Source organism: Bradyrhizobium sp. USDA 3262 (assembly GCF_054060035.1).
Genome location: NZ_JBSSCT010000001.1, coordinates 5681596 through 5698751, shown reverse-complemented (window position 1 = coordinate 5698751; position 17156 = coordinate 5681596). Strand labels below are relative to the sequence as shown.

The window sequence follows — 17156 nt, the reverse complement described above, 5'->3', positions numbered from 1 at the left end:
CGCAGAATCCCGGAGATCGCGCTCGCGCAACGTGTGCGATGTGGGAGTCGCAACGCGGCGTCACAGCCGGTCGGTCGTGGTTAATGTCGCCTGATGCGCAATCCCGCGCGCACGGATCAGAGCGCGGCTTTCAACGCGGCAAAGCCGCGATCGAGATCGGCCTTGAGGTCATCGAGGTTCTCGAGCCCGATATGCAGCCGCAGCGTCGGGCCGCCCGGCGACCATTTGGTCGCGGTGCGATAGTCGCTGCAGTCGAACGGGATGGCGAGGCTTTCGAAGCCGCCCCAGGAAAAGCCCATGCCGAACAGCGTGAGCGCGTTCAGCATTGCATCGACCGCGGTCTGCGGCACCGGCTTCAGCACGATGCCGAACAACCCGGAGGCGCCGGTGAAGTCGCGTTTCCAGATCGCGTGCCCGGGATCGGTGTCGAGGGCAGGGTGCAGCACGCGATCGACCTCGGGCCGCGCGCCGAGCCAGCGCGCGATCTCGAGCCCGGAGCGGTGGTGCTGCGCAAGCCGCACCGATAGCGTGCGAACCCCGCGCAGCGCGAGATAGACGTCGTCGGGGCCGGCGCAGACGCCGAGCAGGCGGATCGCCTCCTGGATCAGCGGCCAGGCTTTCGCATTGGCTGCGACGGTGCCGAACATGATGTCGGAGTGGCCGCCGATATATTTGGTGCCGGCCTGCATGCTGATGTCGACGCCCTGTTCGAGCGAGCGGTGATAGAGCGGCGTCGCCCAGGTGTTGTCGTCGATCATGAGCGCGCCGCGGGCGTGCGCCACGGCCGACATCGCCCGCACGTCCGGCATCTCGAACGTCTGCGAGCCGGGCGCTTCGATCAGCACCGCGCGGGTGTTCGGCTTGAACAGCGTCTCGATGCCGGCGCCGATCAGCGGGTCGAAATAGCTGGTCTCGATGCCGTAGCGCTTGAGCATGTTGTCGCAGAAATTGCGGGTCGGCCGATAGGCATTGTCGCACACCAGGAGGTGATCGCCGGCCTTCAGCACGGCAAGCAGCGTGGTGCTGATCGCCGCCAGCCCCGACGGGGCGAGGCCGACGCCGGCGCATTGCGGGCCTTCCAGCGCCATCAGCACGTCCTGCAGCGCCCGCGTGGTCGGGCTGCCATGGCGGCCATAGGTAAATTCGGCGCGATGGGCGTGGAGGTCCTCCGCGGTCGGATAGAGCACGGTCGAGCCGTGAAACACCGGCGGATTGACAAAGCCCTTCTGGGCTTTGGTGTCACGGCCGGCCGTGACCAGACGGGTCGCGGCCTGTTGCGGGTGGGAGGGCGTGGAGCCGTCGGAGGAGGTCATGGAGCGCTGCCGTTAGACTTTAGACTTTAGACTTTTTGCCGCAGCCCTACCGCGTCGGAAGACAGGGCTGGGCCGGGAGGTGTTACTAACAAGAGGTAGAAGACATGCGTCAACCCCTTGACCCGGCTCGTCAGTCGCTATGTGATGCGCCGCAACTACCAGTCGCCGCACGTTGAGGGGCCTGCCGCGACCTACGATCCGTTGCCTGACCGGTTTGCAGGTCAAACTGCCGGTCAAGTCGGCATTTTTGCTGCAAGGGATCATTGGGATGGCCCGTGAACGCGAGGCGATCACAAAGTAACCGTCCACCGGACGACCCTGAAAGGCCCCGCCCATGAAACGCGTATCCCTGGCTGTCACCCTTGCCGCTGCCGCCGCCCTGTCGGTCCAGGCCGCCTCGGCGCAAACCCTCAAGACGGTCAAGGACCGAGGCCAGCTGTCCTGCGGCGTCAGCGGCGGCCTGCCGGGCTTCTCGTCGCCGGACGACAAGGGGAACTGGACCGGCATCGACGTCGACATCTGCCGTGGCATCGCCGCGGCGATCTTCGACGATCCGTCCAAGGTCAAGTTCGTGCCGCTGTCGGCCAAGGACCGCTTCACCGCGCTGCAGTCGGGCGAGATCGACGTGCTGTCGCGCAACACCACCTGGACGCTGTCGCGCGATACCTCGCTCGGCGCCAACTTCACCGGCGTGACCTATTATGACGGGCAGGGCTTTCTGGTGAAGAAGTCGCTGAAAGTGAACTCGGCGCTGGAGCTGAACAGCGCGTCGGTCTGCGTGCAGACCGGCACCACGACCGAGCAGAACCTCGCCGACTACTTCAAGGGCAACAACATGAAGTACGAGGTGATCGCGTTCGCCGGCGCCGACGAGACCGTGAAGGCCTATGAGACCGGCCGCTGCGACGTGTTCACCTCCGACGTGTCCCAGCTGTATGCGCAGCGGCTGAAGCTCGCCAACCCGGCCGACCACGTCGTGCTGCCCGAGATCATCTCCAAGGAGCCGCTGGGCCCGATGGTTCGCCATGGCGACGACCAGTGGTTCGACATCGTGAAGTGGGCGCTGTTCGCCCAGATCAATGCCGAGGAACTCGGTGTCACCCAGAAGAACGTCGACGAGATGGCCAAGTCGGACAAGCCCGACCTCAAGCGCGCCTTCGGCACCGACGGCAATCTCGGTGAGCAGCTCGGCCTGACCAAGGACTGGTTCTCCCGCATCATCAAGGCCGTCGGCAATTACGGCGAGATGTACGATCGCAACGTCGGCGCCGGATCGAAGCTGCAGATCGCACGCGGGCTCAATAATCTCTGGAACAAGGGCGGCATCCAGTACGCGCCTCCGATCCGCTGATCGGCGACGAGGCGGCTGCGGCGATGACGACCGAGCCCCGAAAACCACCGCCGCAGTTCATCTTCCGCCTGAAGCGCGCGCTCGGCGGCCAGTCCGGCTGGACTGGCCTTGCCGTGCAGATCGTGTTCGCGGCGGTGTTGGCCTGGGTCGCCTATGAGATCGTGGCCAATGCCCGCGCCAACCTGGAGACGCAGCGCATTGCCTCCGGGTTCGGGTTTCTCAAAAACAATGCGGGCTTTGACGTCAGCCTGAACCTGATCCCGTATTCGGGATCGGACACCTATACGCGGGTGTTCTTTGTCGGCCTGTTCAACACGCTGCTGGTTGCGGGCATTGGCATCGTCTTCGCCACCATTATCGGCTTCATCGTCGCGCTGTGCCGGCTGTCGCCGAACTGGCTGCTGGCGCGGCTCGGCGAGATCTATGTCGAGATCGTCCGCAACCTGCCGCTGCTGTTCCAGCTGTTGTTCTGGTACCTTGCGGTGCTGGCGGCGCTGCCCGGGCCGCGCCAGAGCATCTCGCTGTTCAACGCCTTCTTCCTCTCCAATCGCGGGCTGGTGATCCCGCGGCCGATCGGCGAGGCCGGACTTGATCCGTTTCTGATCGCGCTCGCGATCGGCATCGCAGGCGCTCTGGCGCTGCGCGGCTACGCAAGGCGGGCGCTGTTTCAACGCGGGCAGGCGATCCGGATCTGGCCCTACGTGCTCGGCCTGCTGGCTGGATTGCCGCTGGTGACGGTGCTGGTGTTCGGGCTGCCGGTGACCTTCGAGTTGCCGCAACTCAAGGGCTTCAACTTCGCCGGCGGCGCGCGGGTCATTCCGGAGCTGGTTGCGCTGGTGGTTGCGCTGTCGACCTATACGGCGGCCTTCATCGCCGAGATCGTCCGCGCCGGTATTCTGTCGGTCCATAAGGGACAGATGGAAGCCGGCTCGTCGCTCGGCCTGTCGCGCGGCACCACCTTGCGGCTGATCGTCGTGCCGCAGGCGATGCGCGTCATCGTTCCGCCGCTGACCAACCAGTATCTCAACCTGACCAAGAATTCGTCGCTGGCGGTCGCGATCGGCTATCCCGACCTGGTCTCGGTATTTGCCGGAACGACCCTGAGCCAGACCGGCCAGGCGATCGAGATCATCGCCATCACCATGGGCGTGTACCTGCTGATCTCGCTGGTCACCAGCGCGGTCATGAGCGTCTATGGCTGGCGCATCAACCGGAGCCTTGGGGCATGACCGACGTCACCGCGTCATCCTTTGTCCGGCAGGACCTGGTGCCCGAGCGCCGGGCGCCGGTGAGGACCACCGGCCTCGTCGGTTTCATCCGCACGCGGCTCTTGAATTCGCCGACCAACATCCTGCTGACGATCCTGGCGCTGGGGCTGCTCTGGTACATGATCGTTCCCGCGTTCAGGTTCCTGCTGGTCGATGCGGTCTGGAGTGGCAAGGACCGCAATGCGTGCCTCGCCGAGACCGCCGGCCGTCAGGTCGGCGCCTGCTGGCCCTATATCCAGGCCAAGCTCACCCAGCTGATCTATGGCTTCTATCCGGAAGCCGAACGCTGGCGCGTCAACCTGACCTTCGTCCTCGCGGCTGTCTTGTTGCTGCCACTCCTTATTCCGCGGCTGCCGGCGAAGGGCTTGAATGCGAGCCTGTTCTTCTTCGCGTTTCCCGCGGTCGCATTCTTCCTGCTGCGCGGCGGCGGGCTGACCGGTTTCGGCGTGAGCTGGGTCGCGAGCCTGTTGCAGCTGTTCGACGACAGCATCGGCAATGCCGGGCAGGTACTGGTCAATCTCAGCCAGAATTCGGCGATCGGACCGCCGCTGTGGGCCGTCGGCAAGATCATCGTGCTCGTCGGCAGCCTGATCGGCTGGCTGATCTCCCCGATGACCTGGCTGCGCGAGCAGCTTCAGATGTCGAGCCAGCCGCTCTGGTTCGACTTCCTGCTGACCACGGCGATCGTCTCGCTGATCCTGTTCTTCCTCGGCGGCGGCATGCGAACCGGACAACGGGCGCTGCTCGGGAGCATCGTGAGCTTTGCCGGCATCGCGATCGTGATCAAGCTGATGGGGCTCGACCGCGGCGGACTGCCCATCGTCGACACCAGGCTGTGGGGCGGCCTTTTGGTGACGCTGGTGGTGTCGGTCACCGGTATCGTCACCTCGATGCCGATCGGGATCGCGCTGGCGCTGGGCCGCCGCTCGACCATTCCGCTGATCCGGATCTTCTCGATCGCCTTCATCGAGTTCTGGCGCGGCGTGCCGCTGATCACGGTGCTGTTCTTCGCAACCTACATGCTGCCGCTGTTCCTGCCGGGCAACTTCAACGTCGACGGGCTGGTCCGTGCGCTGATCGGCATTGCGCTGTTTGCCGGCGCCTACCAGGCCGAGGTGGTGCGCGGCGGCCTTGCCGCGATCCCGCGCGGACAGGGCGAGGCGGCGAGCGCGCTCGGCCTGTCCTGGTGGAAGACCACGTCGCTGATCGTGATGCCGCAGGCGCTGCGCCACGTCATTCCGGGTCTCGTCAACAGCTTCATCGCGCTGTTCAAGGACACCTCGCTGGTCTCGATCGTCGCGCTGTTCGACCTCTTGGGGTCGTTGCATGCGACGTTCTCCGATCCGACCTGGTCGACGCCGACCACGGCCTTTACCGGCTTCGCTTTCGCTGGAATGATCTACTTCGTGTTCTGCTTTGGAATGTCGCGCTACTCGCTGTTCGTCGAAAACCGGCTCAACGCTCACCGCCGCCACTGAACAAGGTCACCATGTCCACAACCCCGATCGTCAACATTTCCGCTCTCAACAAATGGTACGGCGACTTCCACGTGCTGCGCGACATCAACCTGGAGGTCGGCAAGGGCGAGCGCATCGTGATCTGCGGCCCGTCCGGTTCGGGCAAGTCGACCCTGATCCGCTGCATCAACGCGCTGGAGGAATTCCAGGAGGGCGAGATCGTGGTCGACGGCATCGACCTCGGCCCGAACCTGCGCCGTGTCGACGAAGTCCGCCGCGAGGTCGGCATGGTGTTCCAGAGCTTCAACCTGTTCCCGCATCTCACCGTGCTCGACAATTGCACGCTGGCGCCGATCTGGGTGCGCAACATCCCGAAGAAGGATGCCGAGGCCGCCGCGATGAAGTTCCTCGAGCGGGTCAAGATCCCGCATCAGGCCAATAAGTTTCCCGGCCAGATGTCGGGCGGTCAGCAGCAACGCGTTGCGATCGCCCGCGCGCTGACGATGAACCCGAAGGTGATGCTGTTCGACGAGCCGACCTCGGCGCTCGACCCGGAAATGGTCAAGGAAGTGCTCGACACCATGGTCGATCTTGCCAAGGAGGGCATGACCATGCTGGTCGTGACCCATGAAATGGGCTTTGCCCGCGAGGTCGCCAACCGCGTCGTCTTCATGGACGCGGGCCAGATCATCGAATCGAACACGCCGCAGGAATTCTTCGCCAACCCGCAACACGCGCGGTCGAAGCTGTTCCTAAGCCAGATTCTCCGGTGATTTCCGCCGTCATTGCGAGCCACCCGGTCGGCGCAAAGCGCCGCCGGATGACAGGCTCCGCGAAGCAATCCAATCTTCCGCATCGGAAGCATGGATTGCTTCGTCGCAATAGCTCCTCGCAATGACGTCTGCGGGGACGCGGTTCGTCACACCAGCGGCAGCTCGATCTTGCTGCGCTTTTCCAGCCATTCCGGGACCGGCAGGTTCTTCGAGCGCATGAAGGCCGGATTGAACAGCTTGGACTGATAGCGGTTGCCGGAGTCGCAGAGGATGGTGACGATGGTCTTGCCGGGGCCGAGCTGCTTGGCGAGCTGGATCGCGCCCGCGATGTTGACGCCGGTCGAGCCGCCGAGGCACAGGCCTTCGTGCTCCAAAAGCTCATAGATGATGGTCACGGCTTCCTCGTCGGAGATCAGGAACGCGGTGTCGACCTTCGCCGTCTCGACCACAGGCGTGACGCGTCCGAGCCCGATGCCTTCCGTGATCGAATCGCCCGGCGTCGATTTGACCTGCCCATTCTTGAACAGTTCGTACATCCCGAAGCCGTGCGGATCGGCACAGGCGGTGACGATGGCCGGGTTCTTTTCCTTCAGGTAGCGGCTGACGCCGGCAAGCGTGCCGCCGGTGCCGACCGAGCAGATGAAGCCGTCGACCTTGCCGTCGGTCTGCTGCCAGATTTCCGGTCCGGTCGAGTCGTAGTGAGCCTTGGGATTGTCGAGGTTGTTCCACTGGTCGGCGAACAGCACGCCGTTCGGTTCGGTCTTGCGCAGCTGCTCGGCGAGACGCTTGCCGAGATGCTGATAGTTGTTCGGATTGGCGAAGGGCAGCGCCGGCGCCTCGACGAGTTCGGCGCCGCACAGCCGCAGCATGTCCTTCTTTTCCTGGCTCTGCGTCTCCGGAATGACGATCAGGGTGCGATAGCCGCGCGCACTCGCCACGACCGCAAGCCCGATCCCGGTATTGCCCGCGGTTGACTCGACCACGAGGCCGCCGGGCTTCAGCGCGCCGCGCCTCTCGGCCTCCAGGATCATCCATTTGCCGGCACGATCCTTCACCGACTGGCCCGGGTTCATGAATTCGGCCTTGCCGAGAATGGTGCAGCCGGTCAGTTCGGACGCGCGTTTCAGCTTGATGAGCGGGGTGTTGCCGATCGCTTCGATGACGTCTTTGTTGAATATCATGTCGGGGAATTTCTTTGCCGGTCTGTGTCTTGCTTGGCGAACCTAGTGTGCTGATCGAAAAAGGGAAGGGCTTTTGCACTGCGGCAAGAGGCGGGTTCAACACGCTTGACCTCACAAGCGCGAATGTTGCGGACTTGGGGAGAACGCCGTTTTTCGGCGGTCGGGTCGGCCAGCAGAATCATCCTGCGGTCCGCGGTTTTGCATGAGTTGCGCGCTCCAGGCCGATCGAGACCTGACGGCGCGGTGCGCGGTGGCGCGACTTTCGCGCCGCGCCGGCACATCTTGCGGATTCAATGCAACAGGAGCCGAGAAATCCCCATGAAATCTTTGTAAGAATCGTGACTTCCGGCACGGGTCCGAAATGCGCGGAAATGCGGTAAAAAATAGGGAAAAGTCGGCATTCAAGGTAGCCACGAATCGCTTGCGATGCGACGCCACGCAATCGTGACGGGGCTGTCCGCCCCCTTGTCCCAAGGGTAGGATGGGACAGGCAGGTTCCATTGGAAGCATACCCCCGTGAACGTCACCCAGACCATCGCTGAACGCGTCATTCGTGCGCCATGGGCGAGGTCTGGCTTCGGCGGAGAATGGGTGTGACCCAGCCCGTACCCGTGATGGTGCCTGGAGGCCGGTTCGGCCTCGCCGTCCGCGCGCGCCGGCTCGCGGGACGCTCGCTTGTTGCGCTCGGCCTGGTCGCTGGTTCTGCCGGCTGCATTCTGACCCAGGACATCCCTGATCCGGCGCTCGATGTGCCGCAGGGCTACAAGGCCGCGCGTCTCGGCCGGCCGGGCGACGCGCTTCCGATGCTCGATTGGTGGCGGGGCTTCCGTTCCAAGGAGCTGACCCAGCTGATGGAGGAGGCGCAGACCGTCAACCTCGACATTGCCGCTGCGATTGCGCGCTTCCGCCAGGCCGACGCGCTGGCGCGGCAGGCCGGCGCGGCGCTGCTGCCGACCCTCAATCTCAACGGATCGGAAACCTACTCGCGCACCTCCGGCTCCAGCGCCAGCGGCCTCACCAATGGCGGGCGCGAGGTGGTGAACTACAATGCCTCGCTGAGCGCGAGCTATCAGCTCGACTTCTGGGGCCAGAACCGCGACGCCGCGCAGGCGGCGGAGGAGACCGCCGTTGCCAACCGGTTCGATCGCGAGGTGGTGGCGCTGACCACGCTGGCGAGCGTCGCCAATGCCTATTTCACGGTGCTCGCGACGCAGGACCGGCTGCGCACCGCGCAGCGCAACATCGCCAGCGCCGAGCGCATCCTTAATGCGATCAAGGAGCGCTTCAAGGCCGGCACCGGCTCCGATCTCGACGTCGCGCAGCAGGAGAGCGTGCTCGCCAACCAGCGCGCGCTGGTGCCGCCGCTGCGGCAGACGCTCGACCAGAATATCAACGCGCTCGCGGTGCTGGTGTCGCGGCCGCCGGAAAGCGTGCGCGTCTCCGGCGGCTCGCTCAACGCCGTCGCGATCCCGCGCGTCACGCCGGGCCTGCCGTCTGAATTGCTGACCCAGCGTCCCGATATCCGCCGGCAGGAAGCGCAGCTTGCATCCGCCACCGCCAATGTCGGCAGCGCGCGGGCGCAGTTCTTCCCGAGCATCCAGCTGACCGGAACGGGCGGCTACCAGAGCCAGGCGCTGGTCTCGCTGTTCCAGCCGCATGCCGCCTTCTTCAACCTGGTCGGCAGCATGACCCAGCCGATCTTCGACGGCGGCCGGATCCTCGGCAATTTCGAATACACCAAGGCCAAGCAGGACGAGTTGCTGCAGACCTACCGCAAGACGGTGGTGCAGTCGTTCACCGACGTCGACAATGCGCTGGTCGCGATCCGCGAGACCACGCGGCGGTTGCAGCTGCAGCGCGACGTGCTGTCGTCGTCAAGGCGGGCCTTCGACCTCGCCGAGCAGCAGCTCAAGGCCGGCACCGCCGATATCGTAACTGTGCTAAACACGCAGCTGACCCTATTCCAGGCGGAAGATGCCTATTCGCAGGCCCAACTGGCCCGGCTATTGGCGATCGTGAGCCTATATCAGGCATTAGGGGGCGGCTGGGAACCGAAGATGGAAAGACCGGTCGATGCTCTTTAAGCCCGACTCGACGGACGACGAGAAACGCACGGCGCCGCGCAAGCGGAGCCTTCTCTCGCGCCTGCTTGGGCGCATGGTGTCCTTGCTCATCACGCTCGTGATCCTGGGCGGCCTCGGCTATCTCGGCTGGCTCGCCTTCCAGCCCAAGCAAAACGGTGGCGGCGGGCGCGGTGCAAACGGGCGGCCCGATCTGCCGGTGCCGGTGCTTGCAGCCACCCCGCATGTGCAGGACGTGCCCGTTTATCTCGACGGCGTCGGTTCGGTGAAGGCGCTCAACACGGTCACCGTGCGCTCGCAGGTCGATGGCAAGCTGCTCAAGGTAAATTTCGTCGAGGGCCAGGACGTCAAGAAGGACGACGTGCTGGGCGAGATCGATCCCGCGATCTATCAGGCGCAATACGATCAGGCGGTGGCCACGAAGGCCAAGGACGAAGCGCTGCTCGCCAATCAGAAGATCGACCTCGCCCGCTATGAGCAGCTCGCCGCTAGCAACGCGGGCTCCAAGCAGCAGGCCGACACGCAGCGCGCGCTGGTCGCGCAGCAGGAGGCCATCATCAAGGCCGACCAGGCCCAGATCGACAATGCGCGCACCACGCTCGGCTATACCAAGATCGTCGCACCGATCGCGGGGCGGGCCGGCCTGCGCCAGGTCGACCAGGGCAACATCATCCACGCCGCCGATACCACGGGCCTCGTGATCCTGACCCAGTTGCGGCCGATCGCGGTGTGGTTCAGCTTGCCGCAACAGCAGATCATGCGCGTCAACGCCGCGGCGGCGAAGGGCCAGCTTGCGGTCGATGTGTTCGGCAATGACGGCGTCACCGTGATCGATGCCGGCAAGCTGACCGGCATCGACAACCAGGTCGATCCGACCACCGGCACGCTGAAGCTGAAGGCCGAATTCCCCAACGCCAGCTACCAGCTCTGGCCCGGCCAGTTCGTCAATGTGCGGCTCAAGGTCGAGACCCTGCCGCAGGCGATCGTGGTGCCGACCTCGGCGGTACAGCGCGGTCCGGCCGGCACCTTCAGCTACGTGATCGGCGAGGGCGACATCGTCACCGCCAAGCCGGTCACGGTCACCCAGCAGAACGAGCATGAGGCCGTCATCGCCAGCGGCCTGACCACGTCGGACCGTGTCGTGACGACCGGCTTTGCCAATCTCGCCGATGGCGCGAAGGTCGTGGTCGGCAAGGATGACGGGCCGCCGGCCGCCGATCTCGCGCCGCGCAAGCGCAGCCGCAATCCCGACGGCAAGCGCGGCGCAGGTCAAGGCGAAGGGCAGGGCAAGGACGGTAAGAAAGACTGGCAGGGCAAGGACGGCGAGCATCGCGGCCGGCACGAGCATAGCGAAGGCGATCAGAAGGGGCAGACCGGACCGGCGCCCGCGCCGGCAGCAGGGGGCGAACAGTCGGGCGGCGCGCCGAAGGCGCAGCCATGACCAGCATCCTGACCTCGTAATGTCCGATCCAACAGCGAGCACGCAGCCATGAGCGTCTCCGAACCGTTCATCCGCCGGCCGATCGCCACCTCGCTGCTCGGCATCGCCCTGATGATCGGCGGCGCGCTCGGCTATTGGGCGCTGCCGGTCTCGGCGCTGCCGCAGGTCGACTTCCCGACTGTGCAGGTGACGACGCAACTGCCCGGCGCGAGCCCCGACGTGGTGGCCTCGCTGATCACGGCGCCGCTGGAGCGGCAACTCGGGCAGATCCCGTCGCTGTCGTCGATGAACTCGACCAGCTCGTTCGGTGTCAGCCAGATCTCGCTGCAGTTCGACCTCAACCGCGACATCGACGGCGCCACGCAGGATGTGCAGGCCGCGATCAACGCCGCCGCCGGCATCTTGCCGAAGACGCTGCCGTATCCGCCGGTCTACGCCAAGGTGAACCCGGCGGACGCGCCTGTCATGACGCTGGCGTTGACCTCGGACACGATCTCGCTGCGGGCGATGAGCGATCTCGCCGATACCATCCTGGGCCAACGGTTGAGCCAGATTTCCGGCGTCGGCCGGGTCTCGATCCTCGGCGGTCTCAAGCCGGCGGTGCGCGTGCAGGCCGATCTGGCCCGGCTTGCGGCCTATGGCATCGCGATGGAGGATTTGCGTAACGCGATCGCCGGCGCCAACGTGTCGGGGCCGAAGGGTTCGCTCGACGGCGCCCAGCAATCCTACACCATCGCCGCCAACGACCAGATCGCCGCCGCCGACGCCTACCGGCCGATCATCATCGCCTATCGCAACGGCTCGCCGGTCACGATCGGCGACGTCGCCCAGATCGTCGACGGGCTGGAGAACGACCGCACCGGCGGCTGGTACCAGGGCACGCCGGCCGTCATCATCGACATCCAGCGCCAGCCGGGCGCCAATGTCATCGACGTCGTCAAGCAGATCCGCGGCGAAATCCCGCGGCTGCAGCGGGCGGTCCCGGCCGGCGTCAAGCTGACCATCGTCTCCGACCGTACCGTGACGATCCGCGCCTCCGTGCGCGATGTCCAGTTCACGCTCATCCTGAGCGTCGTGCTGGTGACACTGGTGGTACTCCTGTTCCTGCGATCGCTGCGGGCGACCCTGATCGCCGGCGTCGCGCTGCCGCTGTCGCTGATCACGAGCTTCGGCATCATGTATTTCGCGGGCTTCAGCCTCGACAATCTGTCACTGATGGCGCTGACCATCGGAACCGGCTTTGTGGTCGACGACGCCATCGTCATGATCGAGAACATCGTCCGCCACATGGAAGGCGGCGAGACGGTGATGGAGGCCTCGCTGAAGGGGGCCAGCGAGATCGGCTTCACCGTGATCTCGCTGACGGTGTCGTTGATCGCCGTGTTCATCCCGCTGCTGTTCATGTCCGGCCTGGTTGGCCGCATGTTCCGCGAATTCGCGCTCACCTTGACGATCGCGGTCGTGACCTCGGCGATCGTCTCGCTGACGCTGACGCCGATGATGTGTTCGCGGCTGCTCAAGAACATCCATGAGGAGATGGCGGTCCCGGGCCTGGCCGCGGTCAGCCGTTTCATCGACCGCATGGTGGAGTTCTACCATCGAACGCTGCTCTGGGTGTTGCGGCGCCAGCGCGCGACGCTGCTGGTGACGTTCGCGACCATCGCGTTGACGCTGATCATGTATGTGCTGGCGCCGAAGGGTTTTCTGCCGCTGCAGGACACCTCGTCGATCACCGCGGTGACCGAGGCCGGGCCCGACGTCTCGTTTGCCGAGATGCAGCGGCGGCAGAGCGCGGTCTCCGACATCATCAAGGCCGATCCCGATGTGGTTGGCGTGGTCTCGGTGATCGGTTCGGGCTCGGTCAATCCGACCACCAATGTCGGCCGTCTGGTGATGACGCTGAAGCCGCTCGATGAGCGGCGCGAGGGCGTCGTCAAGGTGATCGAGCGCCTCAAGCAGAAGGTCGCGACGGTGCCCGGCATGACGGTCTACTTCCAGCCGGTGCAGGACGTGCAGATCTCGACCCAGTCGAGCCGCTCGCAATACCAGTACACGCTGACCGCGACCGACGCCGCCGAGGTCTCGCAATGGGCGCAAAAGCTCGTCGCCGAGATGCGGCGCGACCCGATCTTCCGCGATGTCTCCTCGGAGGCGCAGGAGGGCGGCTTGCGCGCGGCGCTCGACGTCAACCGCCAGCGTGCCGGCCAGCTCGGCGTCAGTCTGCAGGGCGTCACCGACACGCTGAACGATGCCTTCGCGCAGCGGCAGATCTCGACGATCTACGGCCAGGCCAACCAGTACCGCGTCGTGCTCGAGGCGCTGCCGATGTATCAGCGCGACCCGTCGATCCTCGACAAGCTCTATCTGCCCGGCGCCAACGGCGCGCAGGTGCCGCTGTCGGCGGTGGCGACGCTGGTCCGGACCACGGCGCCGCTCGCGATCTCGCACCAGGCGCAATTCCCGTCGGTCTCGCTCAGCTTCAACCTGGCGCCGGGCGAGGCGCTGGGCGACGCGGTCGCGGCCGTAAAGGCGATCGAGGGCAGGATCGGGATGCCCGGCAGCATCGTCGGGATCTATTCCGGCGACGCCGCCGAATTCGCGCGCTCGCTCGCCGGACAGCCCTGGCTGATCCTGGCGGCGATCATCACGATCTACATCGTGCTCGGCGTGCTCTACGAGAGCTATATCCATCCGATCACGATCCTGTCGACGCTGCCCTCGGCCGGCGTCGGCGCCATCCTCGCCTTGATGCTGTGCGGGCAGGACCTCTCGGTGATCGGCCTGATCGGCATCATCCTGTTGATGGGCATCGTCAAGAAGAACGCGATCATGATGATCGACTTCGCGCTGGAGGCCGAGCGTCACCAGGGCATGTCGTCCTATGACGCCATCGTGCAGGCCTGCCTGCTGCGCTTCCGCCCGATCATGATGACGACGCTGGCGGCGTTGTTCGGCGCGCTGCCGCTCGCGATCGAGAGCGGCACCGGCGCCGAACTGCGCTTCCCGCTCGGTATCTCGATCATCGGCGGTCTGCTGCTGAGCCAGCTGCTGACGCTCTACACCACGCCGGTGATCTACCTGGCGCTCGACCGGCTCAACCGCCGGATCGAGCGGGCCGTGCCGGAGCCAGGTCCCAGCGGCCCGCCGATCGCGGGCGCCACCGAGGGCATGCAGTGATCTCGATCTCGGAGCCCTTCATCCGCAGGCCGGTGGGCACCACACTGCTTGCGATCGGGCTGTTCCTGGTCGGGATCGTCGCCTACCAGTTCCTGCCGGTGTCGTCGGTCCCGAATGTCGACTTCCCGACCATCCGGGTGTCGGCGTCCAGGCCGGGAGCCGATCCCTCGGTGATGGCCGCGACCGTCGCCGCACCGCTGGAGCGCAAGCTCGGCACCATTTCTGGCGTCGACCAGATCACCTCGACGAGCTCGCTCGGCACCACCAGCATCCAGGTGCAGTTCTCGATCGGCCGCAACATCGACCGCGCCGCGCGCGACGTGCAGGCCGCGATCAACGCCTCGCTCGCCGATCTGCCGAGCGACCTGCCGTCGCTGCCCAGGTTCCGCAAGGCCAACCCGGCCGCGTCGCCGGTATTCGTGCTGGCGCTGACCTCGAAGACGATCTCGACCAGCGCGATGTACGACGTCGCCGACACGGTGCTGGCGCAGCGCATCTCGCAGGTGCCGGGAGTGGGCGAGGTCACCGTCAGCGGCGCCGACCAGCCGGCGGTGCGCATCGCGCTCAATCCGGTGTCGCTGGCGAACGCCGGGATCGCGACCGACGACGTTCGGCTCGCGATCATCAATGCCAACCCGCTGGGGCCGGTCGGCATCTTCAATGGCGGCCGGCTGAGCGAGACGCTCTCGATCAACAAGCAGATGCGCACCGCGGCCGAGTTCCGCGACATCGTCATCAAGAGCTCGAACGGCAATTTCGTCCGCCTCGCCGACGTCGCCGAGGTCGAGGATTCCGTGCGCAATTCGCGCTCGATCGCCTGGTTCAACAAGCAGCCGGCAGTGCTGATCCAGATCACCAAGCAGGGCGACGCCAACGTCATCGACACCGTCGACGGCGTTCGCAGGTTGCTGCCGGAGCTGAGGAAATGGATTCCGGCGGGCGTCGAGATCTCGACCCTGGTCGACCGCACCGGAACGATCCGCGCCAGCGTCGAGGACATGCAGTTCACGCTGCTGGCGACCGCCGTGCTTGTGATGATTGTGGTGTTCGTGTTCCTGCGCCGGGTGGTGCCGACGATCGCCGCCGGCGTCTCGGTACCGCTGGCGCTGGCCGGTACCTGCGCCGGAATGTGGCTCGCCGGCTTCTCGATCGACAATCTGTCGCTGATGGCGCTGGCGATCTCCGTCGGCTTCGTGGTCGACGACGCCATCGTGATGATCGAGAACATGTACCGCAATCTCGAGCAGGGCATGGCGCCATATCCGGCCGCCGTCGAAGGCGCCAAGCAGATCGGCTTCACGGTGCTGTCGATCTCGCTGTCGCTGATCGCGGCCTTCACGCCGCTGATCTTCATGGATGGCATCGTCGGGCGGCTGCTGCGCGAATTCTCGCTGACGCTGGTGTTCGCGATCGCGGTCTCGACCGTGGTGTCGCTGACCATCACACCGATGATCTGCGCGCACTACATTAGGGAGGCGACCTCGGATCACGCCACCTGGTACGACCGCGTCATCGAGGGCACGCTGTCCCGTGTCGTGGCGTTCTACGCAGCGACGCTGCGGATCGTGCTCGGCTATCCCTTCCTGACCCTGGTGGTGTTCTTCGCCACCGTCGCGCTGACGGTGACGCTCTACATCAAGACGCCGAAGGGCTATTTTCCGACCGACGACAGCGGCTTCGTGATCGGCTCGACGCGGGCGTCGGCGGACATCTCGTTCCAGGCGATGCTTCAGCTGCAGCAGCGGCTCGCCGACATCGTGATGGCCGATCCCGCGGTCGCCGGCATCGGCTCCTCGGTCGGCTCCGGCGGCGGCCCGGGCGGCGCCACCTCCAACCGCGGCACCATGTTCATCAGCCTGAAACCGCCGGAGGAGCGGGGCGGCCTGTCGACCGCGCAGGTGATCGACCGGCTGCGCCGCAACCTGTTCATGGTGCCGGGCATCCGCCTGTTCATGTTCGCCGCCCAGGACATCCGCACCGGCGGCCGGCAGAGCGATTCCGACTATCAGTACACGCTCGCTTCGACCGATCTCGAGCTGTTGCAGAAATGGGCGCCGATCGTGGCCAAGCGCATGGAGACGGTGGAGGGCATCACGGACGTCTCCTCCGACCGCGATCCCGGCGGCCTGCAGCTCAACCTCGTGATCGACCGCAAGACCGCCTCCAGCCTCGGCGTCCGCGTGCAGGACATCGACAACGCGCTCAACAACGCCTTCTCGCAGCGGCAGATCTCGTACATCTACACCCAGCGCAACCAGTACGTGGTGGTGCTCGAGATCGATCCGAAATTCCAGAGCGATCCGTCGAACCTCGAGCGCATCTACGTTGCCGGCGCCAACGACGTGCAGGTGCCGCTGTCGGCGCTGGTGCACTACCAGCGCGGATTATCGGCGCTCGCGGTCTATCACTCCGGCGGCTTCCCCTCGACCACGGTGTCGTTCAACTTGCTGCCGGACGTGCCGCTGGAGGTCGCGACCACCAACGTCCAGCAGGCGGTCGACGAGCTGCACATGCCCGAGGGCATTCGCGGCAGCTTCGACGGCAATGCCGGCGATTTCAACAAGACCAGCGGGCGGCAGCCGCTGCTGATCCTCGGCGCGCTGGTCGCGATGTATATCGTGCTCGGCGTGCTCTATGAGAGCCTGGCGCATCCGATCACGATCATCTCGACATTGCCGTCGGCCGGCCTCGGCGCCTTGCTCGCCTTGCAGGTGACCAACACGCCGCTGACGGTGATCGCCTTCGTCGGCATCATCCTCTTGATTGGCATCGTCAAGAAGAACGGCATCATGATGGTCGACTTCGCGCTCGAGGCCGAGCGGCATCAGGGCCTGTCGTCGCGGGACGCGATCTTCGAGGCCTGCCGCGCGCGCTTCCGTCCCATCCTGATGACGACCATGGCCGCGCTGTTCGCCGGCATTCCGCTGGTCATTGCGACCGGCCCCGGCACCGAGCTGCGCCGGCCGCTCGGCATCACCATCATTGGCGGCCTGTTCGTGTCGCAGATCCTGACGCTCTACACCACGCCGGTGATCTACCTGCTGATCGACCGGCTGCGCCAGCGCCGCGAGCCGTCTGGCGTGCACGCACCCGCGGAATAGTTTGAATTGCGCG

10 protein-coding genes are annotated in these 17156 nt (G+C 65.5%); 8 read left to right on the top strand and 2 right to left on the bottom strand.

All coding sequences use genetic code 11. From position 1 onward, the window contains the following. Nucleotides 1-116 precede the first annotated feature (116 nt). Entirely contained in the window at nucleotides 117-1313 is a 1197-nt protein-coding gene (gene metC, locus ACVWYP_RS26675; protein WP_304495451.1) for a cystathionine beta-lyase, read from the bottom strand. Nucleotides 1314-1647: 334 nt separating this feature from the next. Here metC and ACVWYP_RS26670 point away from each other — a divergent pair, with 334 nt between their 5' ends. The 4 genes from ACVWYP_RS26670 to ACVWYP_RS26655 are packed head-to-tail and all read left to right on the top strand — an operon-like array spanning nucleotide 1648 to nucleotide 6162. Beyond that, entirely contained in the window at nucleotides 1648-2664 is a 1017-nt protein-coding gene (locus tag ACVWYP_RS26670; RefSeq protein ID WP_028331912.1) for an amino acid ABC transporter substrate-binding protein, read from the top strand. Between the two features lie 23 nt (nucleotides 2665-2687). Continuing rightward, nucleotides 2688-3893 (top strand): amino acid ABC transporter permease, encoded by a 1206-nt coding sequence (locus ACVWYP_RS26665; RefSeq protein WP_304495450.1) that lies wholly within the window; start codon nucleotides 2688-2690, stop codon nucleotides 3891-3893. Beyond that, complete coding sequence (locus tag ACVWYP_RS26660) at nucleotides 3890-5410, top strand: amino acid ABC transporter permease (protein WP_304495449.1); 1521 nt, start codon at nucleotides 3890-3892, stop codon at nucleotides 5408-5410. The genes ACVWYP_RS26665 and ACVWYP_RS26660 overlap by 4 nt, the downstream gene beginning before the upstream one ends. Nucleotides 5411-5421: 11 nt before the next feature. Further along, the gene (locus ACVWYP_RS26655) at nucleotides 5422-6162 is read left to right on the top strand and encodes an amino acid ABC transporter ATP-binding protein (RefSeq protein WP_028339762.1); all 741 of its coding nucleotides are present in this window, start codon (nucleotides 5422-5424) and stop codon (nucleotides 6160-6162) included. Nucleotides 6163-6308: 146 nt separating this feature from the next. Here ACVWYP_RS26655 and ACVWYP_RS26650 read toward each other — a convergent pair whose 3' ends face one another. Next, on the bottom strand, nucleotides 6309-7343 hold the full coding sequence (locus tag ACVWYP_RS26650; RefSeq protein ID WP_304495448.1) for a cysteine synthase A: 1035 nt from the start codon (nucleotides 7341-7343) through the stop codon (nucleotides 6309-6311). A gap of 587 nt (nucleotides 7344-7930) precedes the next feature. Here ACVWYP_RS26650 and ACVWYP_RS26645 point away from each other — a divergent pair. The 4 genes from ACVWYP_RS26645 to ACVWYP_RS26630 are packed head-to-tail and all read left to right on the top strand — an operon-like array spanning nucleotide 7931 to nucleotide 17143. Next, nucleotides 7931-9427 carry an efflux transporter outer membrane subunit gene (locus ACVWYP_RS26645; protein ID WP_304495447.1) on the top strand — a complete coding sequence of 499 codons (1497 nt, stop codon included), beginning with the start codon at nucleotides 7931-7933 and terminating at the stop codon, nucleotides 9425-9427. Beyond that, nucleotides 9417-10865 carry an efflux RND transporter periplasmic adaptor subunit gene (locus tag ACVWYP_RS26640; RefSeq protein ID WP_304495446.1) on the top strand — a complete coding sequence of 483 codons (1449 nt, stop codon included), beginning with the start codon at nucleotides 9417-9419 and terminating at the stop codon, nucleotides 10863-10865. The genes ACVWYP_RS26645 and ACVWYP_RS26640 overlap by 11 nt, the downstream gene beginning before the upstream one ends. Before the next feature lie 48 nt (nucleotides 10866-10913). Continuing rightward, nucleotides 10914-14042 (top strand): efflux RND transporter permease subunit, encoded by a 3129-nt coding sequence (locus ACVWYP_RS26635; RefSeq protein WP_304495445.1) that lies wholly within the window; start codon nucleotides 10914-10916, stop codon nucleotides 14040-14042. Next, nucleotides 14039-17143: an efflux RND transporter permease subunit gene (locus tag ACVWYP_RS26630; RefSeq protein WP_453946009.1), complete on the top strand. Its 3105-nt coding sequence runs from the start codon at nucleotides 14039-14041 to the stop codon at nucleotides 17141-17143. Before ACVWYP_RS26635 ends, ACVWYP_RS26630 begins: the two co-directional genes overlap by 4 nt. Nucleotides 17144-17156: the final 13 nt, after the last annotated feature.

Excerpts from the sequence above, each read along its gene's own strand:
- metC (WP_304495451.1), bottom strand. The coding sequence starts at position 1,313 with ATGACCTCCTCCGACGGCTCCACGCCCTCCCACCCGCAACAGGCCGCG.
- ACVWYP_RS26670 (WP_028331912.1), top strand. The coding sequence starts at position 1,648 with ATGAAACGCGTATCCCTGGCTGTCACCCTTGCCGCTGCCGCCGCCCTG.
- ACVWYP_RS26665 (WP_304495450.1), top strand. The coding sequence starts at position 2,688 with ATGACGACCGAGCCCCGAAAACCACCGCCGCAGTTCATCTTCCGCCTG.
- ACVWYP_RS26660 (WP_304495449.1), top strand. The coding sequence starts at position 3,890 with ATGACCGACGTCACCGCGTCATCCTTTGTCCGGCAGGACCTGGTGCCC.
- ACVWYP_RS26655 (WP_028339762.1), top strand. The coding sequence starts at position 5,422 with ATGTCCACAACCCCGATCGTCAACATTTCCGCTCTCAACAAATGGTAC.
- ACVWYP_RS26650 (WP_304495448.1), bottom strand. The coding sequence starts at position 7,343 with ATGATATTCAACAAAGACGTCATCGAAGCGATCGGCAACACCCCGCTC.
- ACVWYP_RS26645 (WP_304495447.1), top strand. The coding sequence starts at position 7,931 with ATGGGTGTGACCCAGCCCGTACCCGTGATGGTGCCTGGAGGCCGGTTC.
- ACVWYP_RS26640 (WP_304495446.1), top strand. The coding sequence starts at position 9,417 with ATGCTCTTTAAGCCCGACTCGACGGACGACGAGAAACGCACGGCGCCG.
- ACVWYP_RS26635 (WP_304495445.1), top strand. The coding sequence starts at position 10,914 with ATGAGCGTCTCCGAACCGTTCATCCGCCGGCCGATCGCCACCTCGCTG.